The 22,341-nt window shown below is 70.5% G+C and carries 18 protein-coding genes; 8 read left to right on the top strand and 10 right to left on the bottom strand.

Annotated features, from left to right (window positions below; all coding sequences use genetic code 11):
• Positions 1 to 32: 32 nt before the first annotated feature.
• The 3 genes from ACTWPW_RS05165 to ACTWPW_RS05155 are packed head-to-tail and all read right to left on the bottom strand — an operon-like array spanning position 33 to position 2,145.
• On the bottom strand, positions 33 to 662 hold the full coding sequence (locus ACTWPW_RS05165; protein ID WP_364114472.1) for a cytidylate kinase-like family protein: 630 nt from the start codon (positions 660 to 662) through the stop codon (positions 33 to 35).
• 9 nt (positions 663 to 671) lie between these two features.
• Complete coding sequence (locus ACTWPW_RS05160) at positions 672 to 1,610, bottom strand: tetratricopeptide repeat protein (protein WP_443168079.1); 939 nt, start codon at positions 1,608 to 1,610, stop codon at positions 672 to 674.
• Complete coding sequence (locus ACTWPW_RS05155; RefSeq protein WP_443168078.1) at positions 1,594 to 2,145, bottom strand: MarR family winged helix-turn-helix transcriptional regulator; 552 nt, start codon at positions 2,143 to 2,145, stop codon at positions 1,594 to 1,596. Before ACTWPW_RS05155 ends, ACTWPW_RS05160 begins: the two co-directional genes overlap by 17 nt.
• Before the next feature lie 282 nt (positions 2,146 to 2,427).
• Here ACTWPW_RS05155 and ACTWPW_RS05150 point away from each other — a divergent pair, with 282 nt between their 5' ends.
• The 3 genes from ACTWPW_RS05150 (at position 2,428) to ACTWPW_RS05140 (ending at position 5,250) form a co-directional block, all read left to right on the top strand.
• Positions 2,428 to 4,236, top strand: a complete 1,809-nt coding sequence (locus tag ACTWPW_RS05150) for a hypothetical protein (protein ID WP_443168077.1) — start codon at positions 2,428 to 2,430, stop codon at positions 4,234 to 4,236.
• A 28-nt stretch (positions 4,237 to 4,264) separates the two neighbouring features.
• Entirely contained in the window at positions 4,265 to 4,936 is a 672-nt protein-coding gene (locus tag ACTWPW_RS05145; protein ID WP_443168076.1) for a DUF4230 domain-containing protein, read from the top strand.
• A 161-nt stretch (positions 4,937 to 5,097) separates the two neighbouring features.
• A complete protein-coding gene (locus tag ACTWPW_RS05140) occupies positions 5,098 to 5,250 on the top strand; it encodes a hypothetical protein (RefSeq protein ID WP_375114932.1) in 153 nt (50 codons plus the stop codon).
• A 173-nt stretch (positions 5,251 to 5,423) separates the two neighbouring features.
• On the opposite strand, the gene ACTWPW_RS05135 is transcribed toward ACTWPW_RS05140, so the two are convergent.
• Genes ACTWPW_RS05135 through ACTWPW_RS05125 form a run of 3 tightly spaced genes read right to left on the bottom strand, consistent with a single transcriptional unit; the run spans position 5,424 to position 8,286 of the window.
• Positions 5,424 to 5,642 carry a helix-turn-helix transcriptional regulator gene (locus ACTWPW_RS05135; RefSeq protein WP_364114460.1) on the bottom strand — a complete coding sequence of 73 codons (219 nt, stop codon included), beginning with the start codon at positions 5,640 to 5,642 and terminating at the stop codon, positions 5,424 to 5,426.
• Entirely contained in the window at positions 5,636 to 6,064 is a 429-nt protein-coding gene (locus ACTWPW_RS05130) for a hypothetical protein (protein WP_375114931.1), read from the bottom strand. Before ACTWPW_RS05130 ends, ACTWPW_RS05135 begins: the two co-directional genes overlap by 7 nt.
• A gap of 44 nt (positions 6,065 to 6,108) precedes the next feature.
• Positions 6,109 to 8,286, bottom strand: coding sequence for a terpene synthase family protein (locus tag ACTWPW_RS05125; protein WP_443168075.1), 2,178 nt, complete (start codon positions 8,284 to 8,286; stop codon positions 6,109 to 6,111).
• A 285-nt stretch (positions 8,287 to 8,571) separates the two neighbouring features.
• On the opposite strand from ACTWPW_RS05125, the gene ACTWPW_RS05120 reads away from it, so the two are divergent.
• On the top strand, positions 8,572 to 8,952 hold the full coding sequence (locus ACTWPW_RS05120; protein WP_443168074.1) for a hypothetical protein: 381 nt from the start codon (positions 8,572 to 8,574) through the stop codon (positions 8,950 to 8,952).
• A 250-nt stretch (positions 8,953 to 9,202) separates the two neighbouring features.
• Here the strand turns inward: ACTWPW_RS05120 and ACTWPW_RS05115 are convergent, their stop codons facing one another.
• Complete coding sequence (locus ACTWPW_RS05115) at positions 9,203 to 10,390, bottom strand: acetyl-CoA C-acetyltransferase (RefSeq protein WP_364114449.1); 1,188 nt, start codon at positions 10,388 to 10,390, stop codon at positions 9,203 to 9,205.
• Positions 10,391 to 10,475: 85 nt separating this feature from the next.
• Between ACTWPW_RS05115 and mce the strand changes: the two genes are divergently transcribed.
• The 3 genes from mce to ACTWPW_RS05100 all read left to right on the top strand — a co-directional run bounded on the left by mce (position 10,476) and on the right by ACTWPW_RS05100 (position 13,739).
• Positions 10,476 to 10,898 (top strand): methylmalonyl-CoA epimerase, encoded by a 423-nt coding sequence (mce, locus tag ACTWPW_RS05110; protein WP_443168073.1) that lies wholly within the window; start codon positions 10,476 to 10,478, stop codon positions 10,896 to 10,898.
• Positions 10,899 to 11,102: 204 nt separating this feature from the next.
• Positions 11,103 to 12,398: a DivIVA domain-containing protein gene (locus tag ACTWPW_RS05105; RefSeq protein WP_375114926.1), complete on the top strand. Its 1,296-nt coding sequence runs from the start codon at positions 11,103 to 11,105 to the stop codon at positions 12,396 to 12,398.
• A 144-nt stretch (positions 12,399 to 12,542) separates the two neighbouring features.
• Positions 12,543 to 13,739, top strand: coding sequence for an AI-2E family transporter (locus ACTWPW_RS05100; protein ID WP_375114925.1), 1,197 nt, complete (start codon positions 12,543 to 12,545; stop codon positions 13,737 to 13,739).
• Between the two features lie 5 nt (positions 13,740 to 13,744).
• Here the strand turns inward: ACTWPW_RS05100 and ACTWPW_RS05095 are convergent, their stop codons facing one another.
• Entirely contained in the window at positions 13,745 to 14,539 is a 795-nt protein-coding gene (locus ACTWPW_RS05095; protein WP_375114924.1) for an alpha/beta fold hydrolase, read from the bottom strand.
• A gap of 188 nt (positions 14,540 to 14,727) precedes the next feature.
• Between ACTWPW_RS05095 and ACTWPW_RS05090 the strand changes: the two genes are divergently transcribed.
• Complete coding sequence (locus tag ACTWPW_RS05090; protein WP_375114923.1) at positions 14,728 to 15,153, top strand: CAP domain-containing protein; 426 nt, start codon at positions 14,728 to 14,730, stop codon at positions 15,151 to 15,153.
• Here ACTWPW_RS05090 and ACTWPW_RS05085 read toward each other — a convergent pair whose 3' ends face one another.
• Complete coding sequence (locus ACTWPW_RS05085) at positions 15,154 to 15,912, bottom strand: SDR family NAD(P)-dependent oxidoreductase (RefSeq protein ID WP_443168072.1); 759 nt, start codon at positions 15,910 to 15,912, stop codon at positions 15,154 to 15,156.
• Positions 15,913 to 16,023: 111 nt separating this feature from the next.
• On the bottom strand, positions 16,024 to 22,278 hold the full coding sequence (locus ACTWPW_RS05080) for an RHS repeat domain-containing protein (RefSeq protein WP_443168071.1): 6,255 nt from the start codon (positions 22,276 to 22,278) through the stop codon (positions 16,024 to 16,026).
• Positions 22,279 to 22,341: the final 63 nt, after the last annotated feature.

The following is a 22,341-nucleotide window of genomic DNA, read 5'->3' as shown; positions in this document are numbered from 1 at the left end:
CAAGAATGCCTCCCATGTTAGGGGGCGTTTGGTCAATCCAGTGCCTCGGCTGCCAGGACGATCAGCTCGACGCAGGTGACGACCGGAATCGTGGTGCTGTCGAGGACCAGATGATATTGACAGGGATCCCCGGGATCGGCGCGGTAGAAGTGGCGTACGTAGGCGGTCCTGGCCCGGTCGTTGTCCTCGATGATCCGGCGGGCCTCGCGCTCGCTGAGCTCCCCCAGCGTGGCCGTCTGCCGGATCCTGCGCTTGACCGGGGCGTCGAGCCTGACGTGCAGCGCGCCGGGATGGTCGGCCAGCACCACCGCCCCCGCCCGGCCCAGGAAAACGCCGCCCTGGTTGCGGGCCATGTCCTTGAGCATGCGCTCGGTACGGCGGACGAACTCCTCGGGCGCGAGCGGCAGCGCGCCCGGGACGTACATGTCCACGCCCCCGAACGTGACCGTCGGCAGCCGCATGGCGCCCGAGAACAGCCGCCCGAGGCCGTGTTCGGCGCGGTCGTCGTGGGCCAGCGCCTCCTCCAGCGTGCAGCCCAGCTCCTGGGCCACGGCACTGGGGATGGCACGGTCGACGAAGGGCACGCCGAGTCGCTCGGCCACGGCCGGGCCGATCTGGCTGCCGGCCGTGCCGTATGTCGCCGATATTGTGACGACCCGCATATTCCCAGGTTAGAACAGGGCGCTCGCCAATGCTCTACGTGCTTTCGCCAAAGATGGGTCTTCGGCGGGCAACGCGTCGAAAAGTCCGAGCAGGTGTCGCCTGACCCGGTCGCGTTCGTCACCCGAGGTGCGCTTGACCACGGCGATGACCCGGGCGAACGCCTCGTCCACCGAGCCGGACATCATCTCCAGGTCGGCCGCGAGGAGCTGGGCGTCGATGTCGGCCGGATCCTGCAGGCGCCGCTGCACGTCGGCGGGGTCGGCGTCGGCCGTGCGCTTGATCAGGTTGACGCCCGCGAGCCCCATCTTGGCGTCCTCGTCGCCCGGCGCGCGGGCCAGCAGCCGCTGGTAGGCCTCGATCGCCGCGTCCAGGTCGCCGGCCTCGATGGCCTGCTCGGCCGCCACCAGGTCGGGGTCGGCCGGCGGCCCCGCGGGCGCCTCCGGCTCACCGGGCCCCGCCTGCGGCCGGGCGTCGGGGTTGGCCTGGTAGAACTGCTCGACCGCGCCCATGAGCTCGTCGAGCCACCGGCGCACCTCCTGCTCCGGCAGGACCTGCTGGAAGCCGGTCACGGCCTGGCCCTGGAAGATCGCCAGCACGGTCGGCACCGCCTGCACCCGCAGCGCCTGGGCGATCTGCGGGCTGGCGTCGACGTTGACCTTGGCCAGGATCGCCTTGCCGCCCAGGTCGCCGACCACCTTCTCCAGCACCGGGCTGAGCTGGGCGCTGCCCGGCGCCCGTGGAGACCAGAGGTCGAGGACGACGGGCACCGTCATGGACCGGTCGATGACGTCGGTAGTGAACGTCTCCTCGGTCACGTCGACGACCGAGGCCGAGGAGGCCGCCTGGGGACCTGCCGCGTCCCGCCGGGCCTGCGCCTCCAGTGCCTGCTTGCGCGCGCCCAGGTCGATAGCTCCGTAGAGTGACCCGGGCTTAGAGAAGTCCGCCATGCCCTTCATCTTGCCGCATGGACGAGGCCGGGAAGTCACCCGCCGCCACGCGAAGGGTGCGCAACTGGTCGAACATCTGGTGGAGTTCGTCCTCGGCGTACATCGTGAGGCCGAATTCGGCCGCCATCAGGTCGGCGGTGGCGCGGCTCACGACCTCTCTGCCCGCAGGGGTGATCTCGGCCAGCACGCCGCGGCCGTCGCGGGGATTCGGCAGCCGGCAGACGAACCCGGACTTCTCCAGCCTGTCCACCGTGTTCGTGACGCTGGTGGGGTGGACCATGAGCCGTTCGCCGATCTTGGACAGCGGGAGCGCGCCGGTCTTGCTGAAGGTCAACAGGACCAGGGCCTCGTATCTGGCGAAGGTCAAGTCGTATGGCTTCAGGAGCGAGTCAAGTTGCGACAGCAGGATCTGATGCGCTCTCATGATCGAGGTAACGGCGGCCATGGCGGCGGAAGGTCCGAAGTGAGCGCGCCAGCTCTCCGCGGCGCGGTCGATGGGATCGAACGGCAGGTTGAGCGGCTTCGGCTGCGACACAGCGCTACGGTAGCGCGCCGGTCGTCCCGGTTCGTCTGATTACTCTCCGCGACAGGCCTCTTCGCTTGACCAAGAATACGGACATCAATCATCACGCTCAGTTATGGTTCTCGTACGTATGGTGACGCGGATGCCAAGTCCAAGGGCCTGTGGGGACGGGTTCGGACCGATCGGCTTTCCGCCTTGCCGAGGGGCACGGGGGGTGCTTGATGAACTTCAACGGGAAAAAGGGTGCGTGAGCACGCGGGCGTTTCACGAGAGGAGCTGAAGCACAGCGCGGCCGTGACGGTTGCCGTACTGCTGGCTGTCGGCCTGGTCGCGGCGTGGAACGTCCTGATCCCTGGCGTAGACGCGTGGGAGAACATCGTGGCCGCGGTCATCGGCTCGCTCCGGCTGACCGGGCCGGTGGCGGCCGCCTTCGCCGCCTGGGTGGCCCTGCGCAAGCGCCGGGCGCTGCGCGGCCGTTCGCTCACGACGTGGCGGGCGCTCAAGGCGCCGCTGGCGATCGTGGTGGTGGTGCTGGGGTCGTTCGGGGCCACGGTGCTGGTGCTCGCCGTCAAGACGGTGCTCACCGACCAGGCGGGCCGGCTCAGCCTGTCGGGGCTGGGCATGGGCATGGCGGGGCTGGCGCTGTACTCGGTGATCGGGTGGGTGGCCGGCTGGGTGCTGCCGCGGCCGTACACACCGCCGATCGCCGGGCTGGCCTGCTACGGGCTGTTCTCCTGGCTGGCCGACGACCGCGGGTGGGCTGACAAGCTGGCGCCGGGGACCGGGGAGCCGTACGACCTGTTCCAGGGGTTGAACGGGGCGCCGTTCTTCGACCAGACGATCTGGCTGCTCGGCATCACGGCGGCGCTGCTGCTCGGGTGGGCGGCGCTGGTGACCAGGCAGGCCCTGGTGCTGGCGTGCGCGCTGCTGGCGGTGCTGGCCGCGGGCATGGGCGTGTCGCGGGTGCTGACGCAGGCGAAGCCGGCCGCGGCCGTGGACATCGCGTACAGCTGCCAGGAGTGGCCGATCACGGTGTGCGTGCATCCGGGGATGCGCGCGGGGCTGACCGAGCTCGGAGCGGCGTTCACGCAGATCGCCTCCCGGCTGGCGGGCACGCCCGCCGCGTTCACGCGGGTGGAGCAGCGACCGCTCGACGACGCGCTGAAGCCGTCGAACGGGCTGGCTCCGGTGCACGTGCCCGACCTGTCGGCCGGGTTCGCGGAGGAGGCCGCGTACGAGTACATCGAGTCGCTGGCCCCCAGGTGCCAGAGCACGGTCGCGGAGGGCTACCGGCAGATCGTGGTGGCCTGGCTGCGCGGCGAGCCGCTGCCGGGAACGCCGCTGCCCGAGCACCAGTACGCGACGGCGTGGTTCTCCTCGCTGAGCGAGCACCAGCGCAGGGAGTGGCTGCGCATGTTCTACAGCGACTTCCAGGGCTGCAGGCTGTCGAGCACGCACTTCGGCGGCGGGCCCGGACACGCCCAGGTGGCGCCGTCCGCGCGCCCGACCCCGGAGTCGAGCCACGTCTACCCGGTGTACCCGGACCCGTCCGGCACCACGTCGGCCAACTCGGCGCCGGACACGCCCGGATCGGGGTCCGCGCCGCGGACGCCGGAGACCGGCTGGACCACGGACGCGCCCTCCGCCGGGTGGGCTCCGGCCGATCCGGCGGAGGGCTGGGCGCCCGACACGTCGGGGAGGAGCTGGCCGATGCTGGTCTCCGACACGTCGAGCGCTTCCGTCGCGCCCGGCGCGGCCGCAGCTCCCGGTGGCGCCGGGAGGCCGGCGGAGCCCGGCGCCCCTGCCCATCATTCCGGAGCCTCAGCCGCTCCCGGGAGGGTCGAGGGCACCGGGACGGCCGACGGTTCCGGGACGTCCAAGGGCACCGTCGCGGCCAAGAGCTCTGTCCCGTCCAAGGGCACTGTCCCGTCCAAGGGCACTGTCGCATCCAAGGGCTCTGTCCCGGCCAAGGGCTCTGCGCCGGCGGCGCATATGTCGGCGGGCGGGCCCGGGGCCGCCCCGCGCGGGCACTCGCGCGGGGCGGCGCCGCACGGCCACGGCGGCGGCTCGGGACCGAAGATGTCACCAAACGGCTGGCACTGATGATCGACCACCGGGTAGTCATGCTCGCATGACGACTTCCCGAACGACGCTGCCCGAGGTTACCCCCGGGCGGCGTCGCAGGTGGCGATATGTGGCGGGTTTCCTGGTCCTGGCGGTCCTGCTCGTGGTGGGCGGCCGCCTGGCCTGGTCCTGGCTCAACCCGCTCGGCGAGCAGACCATCGACCGCAGCCAGCCGGTGCTCCTGCAGTCCATCAAGGACCTGAGCAGGTTCGAGGCGGCGACGGGGAACTTCCAGGTGGTCGTTGACCTGGAGAAGGACGCCAACTTCCTGCCCGACGCGGTCAAGGGCACGCGCACGCTGTTCGTCGGGGCGGGCGGGGTGGACGCCTATGTCGACTTCTCCGCGATGGCGACGGACGGGGTGACGGTCTCGGAGGACCGCACCGAGGCCACCATACGCCTGCCGCGGGCCCAGCTGGAGAAGCCGAACCTGGACAACAGCCGCTCCTACGTGTTCGCGCAGCAGCGCGGCCTGCTCGACCGGGTGCAGGACTTCCTGTCGGGCTCGCCCGGGGACCAGCGGGAGCTCTATCTCCTGGCCGAAAAGAAGATCACCGAGGCGGCCGTGGCGAGCGACCTGCGCGCGCGGGCCGACACCAACACCAAGGCGATGCTGTCGGGCATGCTCAGGTCGCTCGGCTTCACGAAGGTCACGGTGAAGTTCACCGACGAGCCTTAGGCGTGCTCACCTGCGCCTTAGGCGCCGTGTGCACCCTCCTAAGTACCTCCCTATCTGCGCCTATGCCCGGAGATAAGGCATACGCCCGATGTGCCGGAGGGGGCCTTAGGCGGAGTCTTGAGAGTGCAGGGAAACGCACAAGGACTCCAAGGAGCACTCGGATGAACGCCGAACTCGAATACAGCGTCATGCAACACCACGCCGCCGAGCTGCGGCAGGCCGCCGCCGAGCAGCGGCGCGTCCGCGAGGCGAGCAAGAGCCGGCCTTCCGAGCGCCGCCACCGCTCGGTGTTCGCCCGCCTCCTCGCCTCATGACCGTCCACAAGCAGCCCGGCCGCAACCTCCCTCGCGGCCGGGCTGAAATGCCCCCTTAGGGGGCGGCGACACTCAGGTCCGAATTCCTGGTCGGGCCGAAGTGTGGCGTGACGAAGCCCCGGTCCATTCCTGGTGGGCCGGGGCATCGTCGTACCCGGGCGTGGGGCTCACCCTCAGCCGTCCGGGTACTGGAACACGTCGTCGAGCGGCACCCCGAAGACCCTGGCGATCTGGAACGCCATCTCCAGGGAGGGCGAGTAGCGGCCCTGCTCGATCGCGATGACCGTCTGCCGGGTCACGCCGATGCGGTCGGCCAGCTCCGCCTGCGTCATCTCGCCGTGCGCGAAACGCAGGGCGCGGATCGAGTTCGTGACCTTCGTGGGTTTCACCATGACGGCAGACCCCGGCGGTAGGCGATGATCTTCAGCACGGAACCCAGGACGGACGACAGGACGAACGCCAGGTAGAGCACATTGGCGATCCAGAAGTGGTCCAGCTCGGCCATCGCCATGACCATGGCCGCCACCCCGCCCGCGACGAGGAACCACTGCCCGGTGTACTCGCCGTACCGGTTGATCTCCTTGTCGCGCCGGTCCTTCTTGCCGATCTGGTCGCGCCAGATCAGCGTGACCGCGATGTGCAGCACGATCCCCGCCACGATCGCCGCGCCGACGGTCCACAGCAGGGTCGCCGCGTAGGGCACCTCGGCGAGCGGGACGGCCCCCGCCCGGCCGAGGATGATCGCCACGTACGTCAGGTACGCGACCGCGGAGACCACGACCATGACCCATGCGCGTTTCTCTTCGGGTGCCATGCCTGCATAATGTAAAGCAATCCAGACATCATGTCCATAATTCTTTACATCCCGGCGAGCCGCTGCATGCCCTGGTCGCTCGGCGGGGGCGCCGCACTCACGTGCCCGGTCGACAGCACTCGGGGGAAGGGCACGACGCCGGCGACGGGATCGAGGTCGACGTAGCGGCTGTTGCCGACGTGCCAGGCCAGGTTGCCGCTCATCCAGTGGCGCAGGTTCTCGACGTACGCCGCCACGTCGGCGGCGTCTCCGGGCAGTTCCTCCCCGGCGATGCGCTCGAAATTCTGCACGCATGCGGTGAGCTGGTCGTTGACGATGTCGACGGCCTCCTGGAGGCCACAGCGCAGAAAGTTCCGTACGGCCAGGACGCCGTTGTTGAGGTGCCTTTCCGCCTCGGTCTCCAGCCGGTAGGAAATGATGTCGTTCGTGAGGTCGATATGGTCGGCATAGGCGTTCACGAGCTCGCGCATCAACCGGCTGTCCAGCAATTCCTCGGAGATGTCGAGCTGCTGGACCAGCAGCACCAGCCGGGCCCCGAGACCCGCCACCCCTTTCGCCACCCGTGACATCTCGATGTAGTCGATCGGGTCGGGGATCCGGTGCAGCACGCTGTTGCCCATCTCCCAGAGATTGCCCGCGGCGAGCAGCAGCACCTCGCGCCGGATCGCCTCCCGCCGCGCCGCCGGCAGCCGTTCCGCCGTCCTGCTCCACAGGTCGGCCAGCCCCCGCTCGACACAGTTGCCCGGGACCGGCTCGCCCCCTTCCAACGGCATGAAACAGGCCAGCCGCTCGACGAAGACCCGGGCGCCCACGACATCCCGGCGCGCCTTGTATTCGGCGATGAAATAGTCGTCGAGCGCGAGCACCCAGGTGAACCAGAGCGCCATCAGCTCCAGATATTCGGGCGCGGCCGACGGGCTTGTCATGGCACACCACTTGGCGAATTCCATGGCGTCGTACTTCTCGCCCGACCAGAGGCCGCCCGGCGGCCCGACGATCCCCATCTCGCACGCCCACGCCTTTCCCGCCGCCCGGGCTCCCGCGTGGTGCGGATTCACGCTCACTTTCCACGGCATGTCGAATGCGGGAAGCCGGAAGGGATAACCCGGCGTCACCCCGTTCGGGGACCGCAGCGCGGAGGCCGGCACCCCGAGCCCCGCCGGCGCGCCCGGCGCCCGGCCGACCGGCGGCCGCTCGGACGCCGCGTACCGGCTGGACCGCCGATGCCACTCGCACGACCCGGACTGCCAGTCCTGCAGCCCCTGCACATACCGGACGACCCTCCCCCTCTCGCCCGGATCCGCCCCGCACTCCTCCACCACCGGCGGCAGCTCCGTCAGCGCCGTGTTCTCGAACTGCCGCAACCGCGACGTGCGCAGGTCGTTCACCCGGTCGGCGGCCTCCTGGGTGCCGCAGCGCAGGAACCGCTCCAGCACCAGGACGCCGTTGTCGACCTCGCCCTCCTCCTCGATCTCCCGCCGGTAGGAATAGAGGTCGTTGAGCAGGTGCACGCCGTCGGAGAAGGTGTCCCGCAGCACCCGGACCGGCCGCGTACCGGCGATCCGGTCCGGCACCTCGGCGTCGATCGCGTACTCGACCAGGTCCGCCGCCCAGGGGGCGCCACCCGAGGCGCGGCGCAGCCCGATGTACTCGATGGGGTTGGGCACCCGCCCGTCCCGCATGTTCTCCAGCTCGCGCAGGCAGCCCTGGACGAGGCTCTGCGCGCTCCCGGCGAACCTGCGCCGCCAGCCGGTCGACGTGCCGGGGAGGGTACGCGCCCAGAGGTCGGCCAGCCCGCGCTCCGCGGGGTTCGCCGGGGACGCCGTGCCCGCGGAGCCGACCGGCGTGAACCGCCGCAGCCTGTCCAGGTATTCCTTCGCCTGCTGCCGGGCGCCCGGCCGCTTGAAGGTTCTGGCGAAGTGGTCGTCGAACCAGAACATCCACACGTACCAGTCGGAGACCAGATTCAGCTTCTCGGGGGCGGCGTCCGGATGGCAGTACGCCGCCAACAGCGGGATCCGCATGGAGTCGAACCGCTCCTCGTCCCAGACCCGCTCCCCCCGTCCGTCCTCGCAGTCGAACAACCCCATCCCCCGGGCCCACGCGAGGGAGTGCACGTGGGCGCCGTCCGCATGGGGGCTCAGGCGGGCGGGGGCGGGTTGGTAGGGGATGGGCATCTCGAACGACCGCGTGGGGACTGTGCGGCCGGGGTCGGGGGACATCGACGTGATCCTCCGCTCGAACCGGTGCTTTCGGAGAGGAGACGAGGCGTGTGGAGTTGACGATGTTTCTGTGGCGGATGGGCCTTTCTGGTGGGTGTGATTCCATTATGCACACGGAGAGTGATGTAATGGCAACACTTCGTTTACGCCGAGTGATGACAGGCTTGTCCCTGAGACCGATCTCCTCACGGGTGACGGTCATGTCATCCCGGCGAAGCGGTTGCCGAGGATGCGCACATCGCCGTTCGCGTTGTGCGCGCTCATCGTGCGGTTGATGATGCGGATATGCGCAAGCGCAGGCTGGTGTGGGGCGGGGTCGTGGTCGCCGTGGTGGCCATGGCGGGACTGGGCGTCTACTTCGTGCGGGTGGGGCTGGAGCATGCCGACAAGCTCGCGAGTGTGATCGGGGTGTTCGTCGCTCTGGTCGGGTTGGTCATCGCCGTCTACGGGGTGGTCGGTGATCGGGCGGGCGACCAGCCTGTCCAGGGGGCCGAGGTCGAGCCGGACGTTTCGGCGTCGGGGTCGAGGTCCGTGGCCATCGGGGGTGACAATTCGGGCGTCATCTCGACGGGGGACGGGGCGACCAACGTGCAGATGCGGGCTGAGGCGTCAGGGCAGGGGCGGATCTACCAGGCCGGCGGTGACCAGACGATCAATGAGGAATGAGTGGGCGGCGGCCGGTTCCGGCGAGGGTTCGGGGACAGGTGACGCCGGTCAGCGTCCGGGAGGGTGAGGGACTGGAAGCTCGCTCGCCCCGGGGCTCATGGCGAAGCCGCGAGCCCCCGGAGAACGGTCCCCCAATCGAGGCGAGGCCCGAGCGGGGCAGGCGGAGAGGGCCGTGCCGGTAACCCAGGCAATGAGTGGTGCGGGTTTCGGGGGGTCGAAGGAATCCTGACGGGTGAAGCGTCCCTTGTGGTCAGGGCTTGGGGACGGTGATGAGGAGGGCGTCGCCCTGGCCGCCGCCGCCGCAGAGGCCGGCCGCGCCCAGCCCGCCGCCCCGGCGCTTCAGCTCGTACGCCAGGGTCAGCACGATCCGGGCCCCCGACGCGCCGATCGGGTGTCCCAGGGCGATGCCGCCGCCGTTGACGTTGACCTTGTCCAGCGGGATCCCGAGCTCCTTGGCCGACTGGAGCACCACGCTGGCGAAGGCCTCGTTGATCTCCACGAGGTCCAGGGCGTCGGCCGTGACGCCCTGCTTGGCCAGGGCGTGCTTGATGGCGTTGGCGGGCTGCGACTGCAGCGACGCGTCGGGGCCCGCCACGTTGCCGTGCCGGCCGATCTCGGCCAGCCACGGAAGGCCCAGTTCCTCCGCCTTCGCCTTCGACATGACGACCACGGCGCAGGCTCCGTCGGAGATCTGGGAGGCCGAGCCGGCGGTGATCGTGCCGTCGGCGGCGAAGGCCGGGCGGAGCTTGGCGAGGGTCTCGGCCGTGGTGTCCCCGCGTACGCCCTCGTCCTCCTTGACGACCACCGGCTCCCCGCGGCGCTGCGGGATCTCCACCGGGACGATCTCCTCCTCGAAGACGCCGTTCTTGATGGCGGCGGCGGCGAGCTGATGGGAGCGGGCCGACAGGGCGTCCTGCTCCTCGCGGCCGATGCCCAGCCGGGCGTTGTAGCGTTCCGTCGACTCGCCCATCGCGCACTGGTCGAACGCGCAGAACAGGCCGTCGTGGGCCATGGAGTCGACGACCTCGGAGCCGCCGTACTTGACGCCCTTGCGCAGGCCGGGCAGCAGGTGGGGGGCGTTGGTCATGGACTCCATGCCGCCGGCCACCACGATGTCGAACTCGCCCGCCCTGATGAGCTGGTCGGCCAGGGCGATGGCGTCGAGGCCCGACAGGCAGACCTTGTTGATGGTGATGGAGGGGACGGTCATCGGGATGCCGGCCTTGACGGCGGCCTGGCGGGAGGGGATCTGGCCGGCGCCCGCCTGGAGGACCTGGCCCATGATGACGTACTCGACCGCCTCCGGAGCGACCCCGGCCCGCTGCAGGGCGGCCTTGATGGCGATGCCCCCGAGCTCGACGGCCGGGAGGCCGGAGAGGGATCCGAGGAGCTTGCCGATGGGGGTGCGAGCTCCGGCCACGATGACGGAACTGGACATGACAACGGCCTCCTGTGCTCGCGCGTCGGGTCTTTGACACCATACCCACGAGTACGACGTCGCTCGCCATGGAGGTAGGCCACACATGTTCATGCGGATCGATCACATCGGGATCGCCTGCCGCGACCTCGAGGAGAAGATCGAGTTCTTCTCGCGGACGTTCGAGCTGACCGTCGTGGCCAGGGAGGTGAACGAGGAACAGGGCGTGAAGGAGGCCATGCTGCACATCGCCGACGGCGAAGGTGGGGGCTCCTACATTCAGTTCCTGGAGCCTCTCTCCGAGGACTCGCCTGTGGGAAAATTCCTCGCTAGGCGGGGCGAAGGCGTCCATCACGTGGCATTCGGGGTGGCCGATGTCGCGGCCGCCATGGCCAAGATCAACGAGAAGGGTGTGAGACTGCTGGACGAGCGTCCCAGGCACGGATCGATGGGCTCGGAAATCGCGTTCCTGCATCCCAAGGATGTGGGAGGAATGTTGACAGAGCTGGTCCAAGCAGCCAAGCACTAGCAAACCGCCACAAAACGTAAAAAACGTTCATATGTAACTAGTCACGCAGAAAGTTGGACGGGGCTTCGCAGGTGGCACCAGCGGAGTACGCTTGACCTTCCACCGGACATGGGGCCTGCCGCGAGGCACAGGCTCCTGGTACGGATGCCCCGAACCCCCCGTCCGGCCCGTGTAGCCGTCTCGACAACCCAGGATCGAGCCTCCATGCAGTCCGACATCGACGCCCAGCTCAACAACTTCTTCGAGGACGCCCCAGCACGCGAGTTCGACGTGGTGCTGCGCGGCTACGACCGGCACCAGGTCCACGATCATCTGAAGCAGCTCGACGGGGAGCTGCGCCAGGCCCGCGAGCAGGTCACCGGTCTCCAGCGCGACCTGTCCGACTCCCAGCGCCAGCTACAGGAGCAGGAGCGCCCCACCTACTCCGGTCTCGGCGCCCGCATCGAGCAGTTGCTCCGGCTGGCCGAGGAGCAGGCGACCGAGCTCGTCCAGGCCGCCAGGTCCGAGGCCAACGAGATCAAGGCGGCCGCCAAGGTCGAGGCCGCCGACGTGCGGGCCGCCGCCGAGGCCGAGGCCGCTGAGAAGCGCGCCCAGGCCACGCGCGAGACCGACGAGATGCGCACGAGCGCCGAGCGCGACGCCGAGGACATCCGTTCCACCGCCCGCCGCGAGTCCGACGAGCTGACCAACACCACCGAGCGCGAGGCCGCCAAGCTGCGCGCGACGGCCGACCACGAGGTCGCGGAGAAGCGCGCCGACGCCGAGCGGGAGATCGCCAAGCTCCGCACCACCACCGAGCGCGAGGTGGCGCAGCTGCGCGCCTCGACCAAGCGCGAGCGCGACGAGGTGCTGACCACCGCCAAGCGGCAGGCCGACGAGATGCGCGCGCAGGCTCAGCGGGTGCTGGAGGAGTCGGAGGCCAAGCGGGCGCAGGACGAGGCGGAGTTCGAGATCCAGCTCGCCTCCCGCCGCGAGGAGGCCGAGCGCCAGGAGGCCGAGCGCCACGCCACCGCGCAGGCCGCCACGCAGAAGCTGGTCGCCGAGGCCGAGCAGCGCGCCGCCACGGCCGAGTCGCGGGCCACGAAGGCCACGCAGCAGGCCGATCAGACCCGCCGCGAGGCCGACCTGCACGCCAAGCAGCTCGTCGCGAACGCGCGCAAGAGCGCCGAGACCATCGTGGCCGAGGCCAAGTCGAGCGCCGAGACGATCGTCACCGAGGCGAAGAACGACGCCGAGCGCACCCGTTCGGCGATGCAGCGCCAGGTCGACGAGCTCACCCGCCAGCGCGACAGCATCACCAGCCACCTGGCCCAGCTGCGCCAGCTGCTCGGCGGCGCCGCCCTGCCGGGCATGGAGCCGGAGCCCGCGGTCACCGCGGCCCCGCCGAAGCCGGCGCTCGCCGCGCCTGCGCCGGTGGCCGAGCCTCCGGCCCCGGTCACGACGCCCGCTCCGAAGGTGGAGGCCAAGTCGGAGGACGACGCGGAGTGGTGGCAGGAGTAGTCACGAAGCTGGCACACGGGGGCTGAATGACGGCTGGGGAGAGCCTGGCGATCAAATGGTCGCTAGGCTCTCTCTTTGTTGTCGGGCGTGTACGAACCGATGCCGGTCCGTCATGCTCTGTCGCCGATCCCCCTGGAGCCCTCCGTGTCCGCAGACGTCGAGCCCGCGACCGGGCCGGAAAAGACAGAGCCGGAGAAGATACAACCGGAGACGACAGAGCCGGCGAGCGAAGATTCGCGGGAGCCGGACGCGCCGCAGCCGGACGCGCCGCAGCCGAAGGGTGACGCCAGCTGGACGTCGTACGGGCTGCCGGGCAAGCCGCTGGCCCGCGGCCCCTTCCTCTTCGGCCTGGTCGGCGGCCTCGGGGTGCTGACGGCGATCGCGCTCGCCCAGATGATCGTCGCGTCGCTGAGCACGATCATCCTGGTCGTCGTGGCGATGTTCCTGGCCGTCGGGCTCAACCCGGCCGTCGAGGCCCTGCAGCGGCGCGGCCTGGCCAGGCGGGGCGCGATCTCGATCGTGTTCGCCGGGGTCATCGTGGCGTTCGTGCTGTTCGGGCTGGCCATCGTGCCGCCGGTCAGCAAGCAGCTCACCGAGTTCATCGACGCGGTGCCGGGCTACATCACCGAGCTGAGCAACCATCCGACGCTCCGCCAGCTCGACGCCGACTACCAGATCCTCCCGCAGATCCGCACGTTCGTGACGGGCACGCTGGGGCCGTCGCTGGCGACCGGGATCATGGGCGCGGGGCTGGTGGTGCTGAACAGCGTGTTCACCACGGTGACGCTGCTGGTGCTCATGCTGTACTTCCTGGGCTCGCTGCACACGATCAAGGACTACCTGCTCAAGCTCGTACCGGCCTCGCGCAGGCCGCGGACGCGCGTGATCAGCGAGCAGATCCTCACCGGCATCGGCGGGTACGTGGCGGGCAACGTGCTCATCTCGATCATCGCGGGCGTGCTGACCTGGATCTTCCTGTCGATCGCCGGCGTCCAGTACGCGCTCGCGCTCGCCCTGGTCGTGGCCCTGACGGACCTGATCCCGCTGGTGGGCGCCACCATCGGCGCGGTGCTCGTGACCGGCGTGGCGCTGCTGGACTCGGTGCCCGCCGGCATCGCGTGCGCGATCTTCTTCGTGCTCTACCAGCAGGTCGAGAACTACTTCATCTATCCCAGGGTGATGAAGCGCTCGGTGGACGTGACGCCGGCCGTGACGGTCATCGCCGCGTTGTTCGGCGGCGCGCTGCTCGGCATCGTCGGCGCCCTGCTGGCCATCCCGGTGGCGGCCGCGATCTCGCTGATCATCCGTGAGCTGGTGCTGCCCCGCCAAGATCGGGCCTGAAGGGCTCAGGGTCGCTCGGCCCTGAGTCCGCCCAGCTCCGTCCGGAGGAACTCCGTCACCGCCGCGTTGAACGCCTCCGGCTGCTCGACCGCGCTGAGATGGCCGGCCTTGGGGATGATCTCCAGCCTGCCTTCGGGCACGGCCCGCGACATGGCCTCGGCGTCGGAGGGCGGCGACAGCTCGTCCTCCTCCCCCACGAGGATCAGCAGCGGCACCTTGAGCCCGCTCAAGGTCTCGAACGAGTCGGGCCGCGCGGCCATCGCCCGTTGCGCCCAGGCGACCGCGCCCGGCGGGGCGGACTGCACCAGGCCCTTGACCCGGCCGAACACCATGGCCCGCCGTTCCTTGGTCGTCGGCCCGATGAGCGCCGGAAGCACCTCGCTGACCAGCACCTCGCTGCCGCCGGACAGGACGGCCTGCGCGATGCGCTCTCTGTTCTCCCTCGCCGGGGGCGGGTCCGGGCTGGCCTTGGTGTCGGCCAGGATCACGCCGAGCACCCGGTCAGGGTGCCGGCGGCAGAACGCCATGGTCACGTAGCCGCCCATGGACAGCCCGCCGACCACCGCCCTGTCGATGCCCTCCTCGTCGAGCAGCCTGGCGACGTCGTCGGCCATCAGGTCGAGCGACGGATCGTCCTCGCCCAGCCGCGACCCGCCGAAGCCGCGCAGGTCAGGGGTGATGACCCGGCAGACCTTGGCCAGCCCTTCCCGCTGCGCCAGCCACATCGCCGAGGACAGCGGGAACGCATGAAGCAGGACAACCGGGATCCCGGTCCCGGCAGATCTCGTGTAGAGCTGCACGGACCACACGGTAACGCGGTTCACGCCGACAATCACTCGATGGCTTATGCCGAATATCCCCGGACAGGCCTGACGACTTCTACAAAAGCCTCACTTCGCCAATATCCACCATAAGTCTGACATTGCCCGACGAATAATTCCCGCGCACAATCCAGGCACAGCGACCCGTGCACCGTGAGGTGACAGGAATGGCAGGAACCCGCCCCGCACTCCCCGACGCCACCAACGGCGACTTCCTCCTCCAGGCGTTGCAGGAGGTCAACGCCCGCCGGGCCGAGCACCACGTGCCACCCCTGGCGATGGACCCGCTCCTGGTCGAGTACGCCAAGTCCAGGGCGGCCGCCCTCTCCCGGCACGAAGGGCTGGGCGGCGGGCACGACGGCCTGCGCGCGGGCACCGGCGAGAACCTGTTCTGGAGCGAGGGCGAGGACATGAGCGACGCCGCGCGGGCGGTGGCCTCCTGGTACGCCGGGCGCGCCGATCACAGCCGGCTCATCGGGAAGAGCACCACGGCGATGGGCGCCGCCCGCGTGGCCGGACTGGGCTCGAAGAAGTACGAGACGTACATCGTCCTCGTCTTCGAGCCCCCGGCCGACGACGTGCCGCCCGCCTGATCAGATGGCGGTGGCACCCCCGTCGATGAACAGCACCTGACCCGTCATGTACGCCGAGGCCGGGCTGGCCAGAAACACGGCCGGCTGCGCCATCTCCGCCGTGCTCCCCCAGCGCCGCATGGGGACGCTGGCCACCGTGGCGGCGTTCGACGCCTCGTCCTCCCAGAGGTTGCGGTTGAGCTCGGTGGCCGTCCACCCCGGGCACAGGGCGTTGACGCGCACCCCGGCCCCCGCCCATTCCACGGCCAGCGTCTTGGTCAGCGCCACCAGCCCGGCCTTGGCGGCGGCGTAGGGGGCGAGCAGCGGCGCGCCGAGCGCGGCCACCGACGCCACGTTGATGACCACGCCCTCGCCCCGGCCGAGCAGGTGGGGGGCGACGGCGTGGCAGACGGCCATGGCGGAGTCGAGGTTGAGCCGCATCAGCTTGTCCCAGCCCGACAGCCGCAGGTCCTTGAACTCGACCAGGAAGTTCGACCCGCCGGCGTTGTTGACCACGATGTCGACGTGCCCGAGCCCGTCAATGGCGGCTGCCACGGCGGAGGCGGCGGCCTCGCGGTCGGTGAGGTCGGCGGGGATGACGACCGCCCGCCGGCCCAGGGCCTCGATCTCCTTGCCGACCTCGGCGAGCGTCTCCGCCGAGCGGGACACGAGCGCCACGTCGGCCCCGGCCTCGGCGTACGCGAGCGCGATGGCCCGCCCGATGCCCTTCGACGCCCCTGTGACCAGAGCCTGCTTCCCCGTGAGATCGAACGCGCCCACACCGCCTCCTCTGACGACCCTGGAACCGAACAAGATTCTATGGACTGGAGGCCCGGGAACGCCACCGGCGCGAGACCACGAGGGTCCCGCGCCGGCCGCGTACCTGGTGGATCAGAAGAAGAATCCGAAGAAGTCGTCCAGGCCGCTCTGGTCGATCCATCGGGTGACACGCGCGCCGGCCTCGGCGACCGTGCCCGTCCGCGTGCTCTCCGGCTCGATCTTCTCCGGCCGGAAGATCTGCTTCTCACCCTGGCCGGACCCCCCGGGCCGGATCTGCGGCGGCGGGCCGTCCGGGTACATCCGGCCGTCCCGGTAGACGGTGTAGGACTGGGTCGGCTGGATGCTGCCGTCGTTCCGGTAGACCTGGCCGGGCCGCGGCTGCGTCGGCTGCCGGCTGTCCCTGGGCGGGGTCTGCCGCTGCTGCGCGCGGTGGCTGGTCGGCCGCTGCGCCGGGCGCTGCCGTGCCCGCTGGATCCCGCTGGGGACCCGGCCGGCCCGCCGGTTGCGCGCCCGGGCCGCCTGCGCCGCCCGCCTGGCCGCCCGTGCGTCGGCGGCCTTCCGCTTGGCCTCTCTCCTCGCCGCCGCCGCGGCCCGCCGCTTGGCCCTGGCCGTGGCCGCCTTCCTGGCCCGCTCTGCCGCCTTTCTCCTGGCCTCCGCCTGGAGGCGCTTCCTGGCCGCCGCGGCGGCGCGCTTCCTGGCCGCCTCCGCGGCCTTCTTCCTGGCCGCCTCCGCCGCGCGCCGCCGGGCCTCGGCCGCGGCCCGGCGCCGGGCCGCCGCGATGGCGGCGCGCCTGGCCGCCGCGCGGGCCGCCGCGATGGCCGCCCGCCTGGCCGCGGCCGCCGCCAGCCTCCTGGCGATGATCTGGGCCGCGACCCTGGCCGCGATGGCGGCGGCGAACCAGAACAGCTGCCCGTCGGGGTCGGTCATGGTGACGGGGCTGTTGTTGGCGTAGGCGTAGGCGTTGAGCTGCTGCGGCTCGGACTCCTCGATGACCGGGTCGACCGACAGGAACCGGCCGTTCCTGGGGTCGTACTCGCGGGCGCCGAGGTGGACGAGCCCGGTGGTCGGGTCCTGGGTGCCTCCGACGAAGGCGCGCTGTCCCGGCCAGAACGCCGGGGGCGAGCCCCGGTTCTCGCCGAAGGGCGTCAGCCGCCGTACGGCCAGTTCCCCGGTCCCGGCGTTCACGGCCGCCTGGGCCGTGCCCTGGTGGTCACCGGCGAGGAAGTAGACCTGGTTGTCGGGGGTGCGGACCGCGATGGCGGTGCCGTTGACGGTGTAGTAGCGGGTCTGCTCGACCGCGTCCTTGGCGAAGTCGAAGCGCAGCTCCATGTCGTCGATGTAGAGCGTGGCGTCGGCTGGTGTCTTGCGGATGAGGCGGTCGCCGTCCGCGCTGTACACGAACGACGTCGTCTTGCCGGCCTCGGTCACCGACTCCAGGTTGCCCTCGGCGTCCCAGACCAGGCTCTGGTCGGAGGTGCCGACCTTGCGCCTGGTGGTGTTGCCCGCGGCGTCGTACTCGAACAGGTCCGACCCGACGGTCTGCAGCGCGTGCGGCTGCTTGCCGCCGGCCGGCGGGTAGGTCGAGGTGCGGACCGTCTCGCCCGCGCCGCCCCAGGCGTGCTTGGTCTCCTTGATCCGGTTGCCGGTGGAGTCGTAGGCGTAGCTGACCGCGTACGGGGCCACGCCGCCGATCGTGCCGGACTGCGGGCTGCCACTGGCGCAGTCGTCCGTGGCCGTCCACGCCGAGGTCATCCGGCGCAGGTGGTCATAGGTGAAGCACTGCGTGTCCTGGCCGCTCGCCCGGTCGGCGACCTTGGTGATGTTGCCCACCGCGTCGTAGGAGTAGTTGAGGTCCAGGTCGGTCGCGCTCGCGCCCTCCCTGTCCAGCCGCATGCCGGTGAGCCTGCGGGTGGCCTCGTCGTGGGTGTAGGTGAGCCAGGTCTTCCTGGTGCCGGTGCCCAGCTCGTACTGGAGGGTCTCGCCCAGCTTGGAGTAGCGGGTCGCGGTCACGTACGTCGACAGGCCGGTCACCTTGGAGGGCTGGCTCTGCGCGTCGTAGGTGTAGACGACCGACTCCTCCGCCAGGCCGCCGGCCGCCGGGAAGCTGACCGACTGGACCTGGTCGTCGAGCGTGTAGCGGGTGTTGAGCACGTACGAGCCGGCCAGCCTGCCCTCCCGCTCGGGGACGGTGACCGTCTGGCGCAGGGTGCGGTAGTCGGCGTCGATGGCGTTGATCTCGGCCTTGTACGCCTGCCCGCCCACATAGCGGATGCTGGCGTTCATGTGGCCCTTGGCCAGCGCGTCGTACTTCCACTCGGCCAGCAGCGGACCGGTCGCGGAGCCGTCACGCAGCTCCTTCTTGCGGCCCAGCTCGTCGTAGACGTACCACAGGGTCCGGCCGCGGGCGTCGGTCGTGGAGACCAGCTCGTCGGCGTCGTTGTAGGTCATGGTGGTGACGCCCTTGTCGGGGTCCTCCGCCTTGATCTGCCGGCCGCGCAGGTCATAGTGGTGCCGCCACACGTTGCCGGCGTGGTCGGTCACCGTGGACAGCCGTCCGGCGTGGTCGTAGGTGTACCTGGTGGACTCGTACTCGCCGGTCGGGGTCGCGCCCTTGTACTGGCGCAGCTCGACGAGCCGGTCCTGGGCGTCGCCGATGCGGGTGGTCGCGGTGCCGCCGGGCGGCGGCGTCACGTGCAGCCGGTCGCCCTCCTGCACGGTGCTGACCCGGTACTTCTCCACGCCCTTCGCCTTGAGGATCTGGGCGTTGACGTCCCCGGTGCCGTCGAAGGTCGACACGACCTGGGTGGGCACGTCGGTGTCGGCCACCGCGAGCAGGTCGGTGGCGGGGGTGCCGGTGGCGAAGTAGCCGGTGTTGGCCTTGCTCTGCTGGCCCAGGGAGTTGTAGTGGGTGTCGGTGATCGTGCGGCCGTCGCGCAGCGCCGGGTCCTGCGTCTGCTCGTCCCTGGGTGCGGGCTCCTGGGTCTGGCGCTCGCGCATCAGGCCGTCGTAGAGCTCGTGGCTTGCGGAGTAGGTGCCGTCGGCGTTGAGCGTCTTCGTCGTGACGACGCTGGGGCCGTCGGTGCGCATCACGTACGCGTACTCGGTGCTGGGCGACTGGCCGGCGGCCTTGCTGCGGTCCGGCTGCCAGACCTTGACCAGGCGGCCGAGGGCGTCGTACTCCATGTCGACGCGGCGGTTGTTGGCGTCGATCTCGGCGACCGGCTCGCCCCAGGCCGGGTTGACCACGGTGCGCTCGACGTGACCGAGCTGGTTGGTCTGCGCGATCTCGGTCGGCGGGGCGCCGGTGGCCGGGGTGTAGGTGGTGGTGGACCTGGTGCCGACCGCGTCGGTCTCGCTGGTCTCGCGGCCGTAGGCGTCGTAGGTGTGGGTGCTGTCGGTGATCGTCGTGCCGTCCCCGGCGACCAGCTGCTGGACCGAGGTCACGTCGCCCTTGGTCGGCGCCTGGCCGTGCGCCTGGCCGTCGTACCCGACCTTCTCGTCGGAGATCACCTCACCGGCGGCCAGCGTGGAGACCGCGGTGCCGCAGCCGGCCGAGACCTTCTGGATCCGGCTGGTGTAGTCGAGCATCCAGCTCGTGTCGTTGCGGGCGTAGGTGTAGCGGGTGCAGGTGTCGTCGTCGGCCGAGGCCAGGTCGCCCTTCTCGTCCACCTGGAGCAGCAGGCCCCTGGCGTCGTACGAGCGCTCCTCGCCGGTACGCCGCCACCTGCCCCCCGGCAGCGCGGTCCGGGTGACCATGGACTTGGCCTCGACCATGTGCGCGGTCTTGGTGACGCCGCCCTGCGTGGACTCGGCGGTCTTCAGCGACCACGGCTGCTCGGCGGTCGCGGTCAGGATGGCCCCGCCGTCACCGTCGTACGCGATCTCCTCGCGCTCGAACCCCGAGTACTGGTCGAGGTCGTCCAGCTTGACGCCTTCCGTGTCCTCGACCTGGGCCACCCGCCTGGTGCCGTCGGCCAGCTTGTCGCCGTGCATGCCGCGGAAGTACCTGAACTCCGTCAGCGTGCGCTTGGTGTCCTGCCCGTCGCCCTCGCGGACGCGGACCCGGCCGAACCCGCGGAAGTCCGACCAGGTCCGGTGCTCGGGCTTGACCAGGATGTTCTCGGCGTAGTGCCAGGCCGCGCCGTCGAGGTACTCGTAGCTGGTGACCACGTTCGGCGAGCCGGCGACCCGGTCCACCTCGATCGTCTGCGCGACGACGTACTTGTGGAACCAGTCGGTGACCTCGGCCTCGTTCGGCGGCGACCAGCGCTGCGGGAAGCACAGCCGGTTGTTCCGGTCCGCGGTCGGCACGTCGCCCGGCTTGCAGTCGGCCGGGGCGTAGTTGACCCGCAGCTCGCCGCCGGATTCGTTGTTGACCGCCTGGACGCGCCACTTGACCAGCGGCGCGCGGCCCTCGTTCGCGTCCACCCGGTTGGGCAGCTGCACACCGACGAACGTGGTCTTGGGCAGCGTGATCGTGCCGCCCACGTGACCGGTCTGCTGGACCGAGGCCAGCCACAGCGACGGGCTGAGGCCGTCACCCGTGGCGGGGAACTGGTGCGCCAGGGTCCAGGAGTCCACCGGGTTGTACGTGCCGGCGCCGTTGTTGAGCTGGGTGGTGACCTTGGCCAGGCGCTTGCGGGTGAAGAACGTCGGCGCCAGGCGGTCGGTGCACGTCACCCCCGCGGCGCAGATCTGGTCGAAGGGCACGTCCGGCCAGTGGCCGGCGGTCTCCTTCTTCAGCTGGTCGGCGGCGCAGGTGACGGTCCCGCTGGGCAGGCAGCGCTCGGCCACCTCGAATACCACCCGGGCCGCGGGCGCCTTGGTGAACAGCTCGCTCTTCAGGTAGCCGTAGTCGATCCGGGTCAGGTACGCGCCGCGCACGTACTGGGTGCCCAGCTCCGGCTTCATGTTGCGGCCGTAGTAGTTCGTCTCGCGCTCGTACCAGTAGGTGGTGGCGTTGCCGTGGGTGTCCACCGCGTAGTCGAGGTTCCACCGGTAGCCCTGCTGGCACCAGGCGTTGGCCGGGGTGCTGTTGTAACACGGCTCGCCGCTGTTGTTGCCGAACACCGGCACCGTCTGCACCGACCTGGTCTCCGCCTTGCCGGTGACCCAGCCGGGCAGCCGGTTCAGGCCGAAGGTGTACTGGGTGCCGTCGGCCGTGGTGACCCGCCAGTACTCGCCGTTGTTGTCGCCGTTCGTGGCGCCGGTCAGGTACTCGATCCGGGTCCCGTCGTCGCGCTTGGGCCGCCACTGCTTGGTGGTGGCGTCCTTGACCAGCTCCACCGCCGAGTTGCCCAGCGACAGGGTGGCGTTGTCCTGGTCCCAGCACAGGTCGCCGGTCTTCTTGCCGTCGATCATGCAGGACTTGTAGCGGCGCTCGACGTAGCCGCTCGGGTTCAGCTCGAAGCCCTCACCCGCCCAGGACGCCTGGTTGTTGGTGGAGACGGTGCGGCCGTCCACGCTCTGCGAGGAGTAGGCCAGGGAGAGCTCCGGCTCGTCGCCGCCCAGCGCGGGCGGGGTCCGCATGTCGTAGCCCCAGTTGAAGTCGCCGGTCTGGGTGCCGACGCTCCAGTCGGCGGACGGGGCCAGCGAGGTGGCCGAGTGGTCGCCGGACGGGCCGGAGGCGGCGGCCGTCAGGGCGTACACGGCGCCGGTCTCGACCTCGGCGGTCACCGTGCCGTCCACGGCGTTGTTGTCGCTCTTCACCGGCTCCGGCTGCGGGCAGCCGGCCGCGCCGGTGAGCGCGCACTCCTCCAGCTTCACCAGCCGCAACCGGGCGCCGTAGTCGCCGCCGTAGGCGTAGCGGAAGCCGGAGTAGTCGATCTCCAGCTTCGTCTTCGCCGTCGCCTTGGTGGCCGCGACGCCCTGGCCCGGCGAGACACGCATCGCCAGGCCGAGCCGGTCGGTGTCGAGCAGCTCGACACTCACCGGGTCCGCGACCTGCCCCGCTTTCGCCGCCCCGGGTGCCAGCCGCACCGGGAAGCCGGCCGCCAGGGTCCTGGCGGCGGTACCACCCAGCTCCGCCTTCTGCGGCTTGGGCCAGGTGACGCCCGGTGGCGCCTTCCACGCCTGCTTCGCGGCCGGATCCTCCAGCGGCGGCTTGACGGGCACCCTCGTGCCCTTGACCGGCGTCTCCTTCTGCGTGGCCGGGGCGGGCCGGGCGGCGGCCTCGGCCGGCATGGCGTACGTCAGGGGCACGACCAGCACGATCGAGAGCACGGCCGCGAGCCTGCGCGGCCAGGGCGACTCCGGCCTGGGTTCGAGGAACCGGTTCCACCTGGGGTCGGGAACCTCGAATTCCTCCTGCGGGGGAACACGATTCCAGCGGGATTCGGGCAGGTCTAACTCTTCCGGCAGGTCCATGAGAACCTCTCCCAGTATTGGGGTGCGGTGATTCGGGACTTACTCGGTCGACTTACGGCTGCG

Source organism: Nonomuraea sp. KM90 (assembly GCF_052246675.1).
In the GTDB taxonomy this organism is placed as follows: domain Bacteria; phylum Actinomycetota; class Actinomycetes; order Streptosporangiales; family Streptosporangiaceae; genus Nonomuraea.
Note: the sequence above shows the minus strand (reverse complement) of the source record. Positions and strands in the feature narration are given on the sequence as shown.

Coding starts and splice junctions, on each gene's coding strand:
- ACTWPW_RS05165 (WP_364114472.1), bottom strand. CDS start 662: ATGCGGGTCGTCACAATATCGGCGACATACGGCACGGCCGGCAGCCAG.
- ACTWPW_RS05090 (WP_375114923.1), top strand. CDS start 14,728: ATGGCAGGAACCCGCCCCGCACTCCCCGACGCCACCAACGGCGACTTC.
- ACTWPW_RS05125 (WP_443168075.1), bottom strand. CDS start 8,286: ATGTCCCCCGACCCCGGCCGCACAGTCCCCACGCGGTCGTTCGAGATG.
- ACTWPW_RS05145 (WP_443168076.1), top strand. CDS start 4,265: ATGACGACTTCCCGAACGACGCTGCCCGAGGTTACCCCCGGGCGGCGT.
- ACTWPW_RS05160 (WP_443168079.1), bottom strand. CDS start 1,610: ATGGCGGACTTCTCTAAGCCCGGGTCACTCTACGGAGCTATCGACCTG.
- ACTWPW_RS05135 (WP_364114460.1), bottom strand. CDS start 5,642: ATGGTGAAACCCACGAAGGTCACGAACTCGATCCGCGCCCTGCGTTTC.
- ACTWPW_RS05115 (WP_364114449.1), bottom strand. CDS start 10,390: ATGTCCAGTTCCGTCATCGTGGCCGGAGCTCGCACCCCCATCGGCAAG.
- ACTWPW_RS05120 (WP_443168074.1), top strand. CDS start 8,572: ATGCGCAAGCGCAGGCTGGTGTGGGGCGGGGTCGTGGTCGCCGTGGTG.
- mce (WP_443168073.1), top strand. CDS start 10,476: ATGTTCATGCGGATCGATCACATCGGGATCGCCTGCCGCGACCTCGAG.
- ACTWPW_RS05080 (WP_443168071.1), bottom strand. CDS start 22,278: ATGGACCTGCCGGAAGAGTTAGACCTGCCCGAATCCCGCTGGAATCGT.
- ACTWPW_RS05140 (WP_375114932.1), top strand. CDS start 5,098: ATGAACGCCGAACTCGAATACAGCGTCATGCAACACCACGCCGCCGAG.
- ACTWPW_RS05105 (WP_375114926.1), top strand. CDS start 11,103: ATGCAGTCCGACATCGACGCCCAGCTCAACAACTTCTTCGAGGACGCC.
- ACTWPW_RS05130 (WP_375114931.1), bottom strand. CDS start 6,064: ATGGCACCCGAAGAGAAACGCGCATGGGTCATGGTCGTGGTCTCCGCG.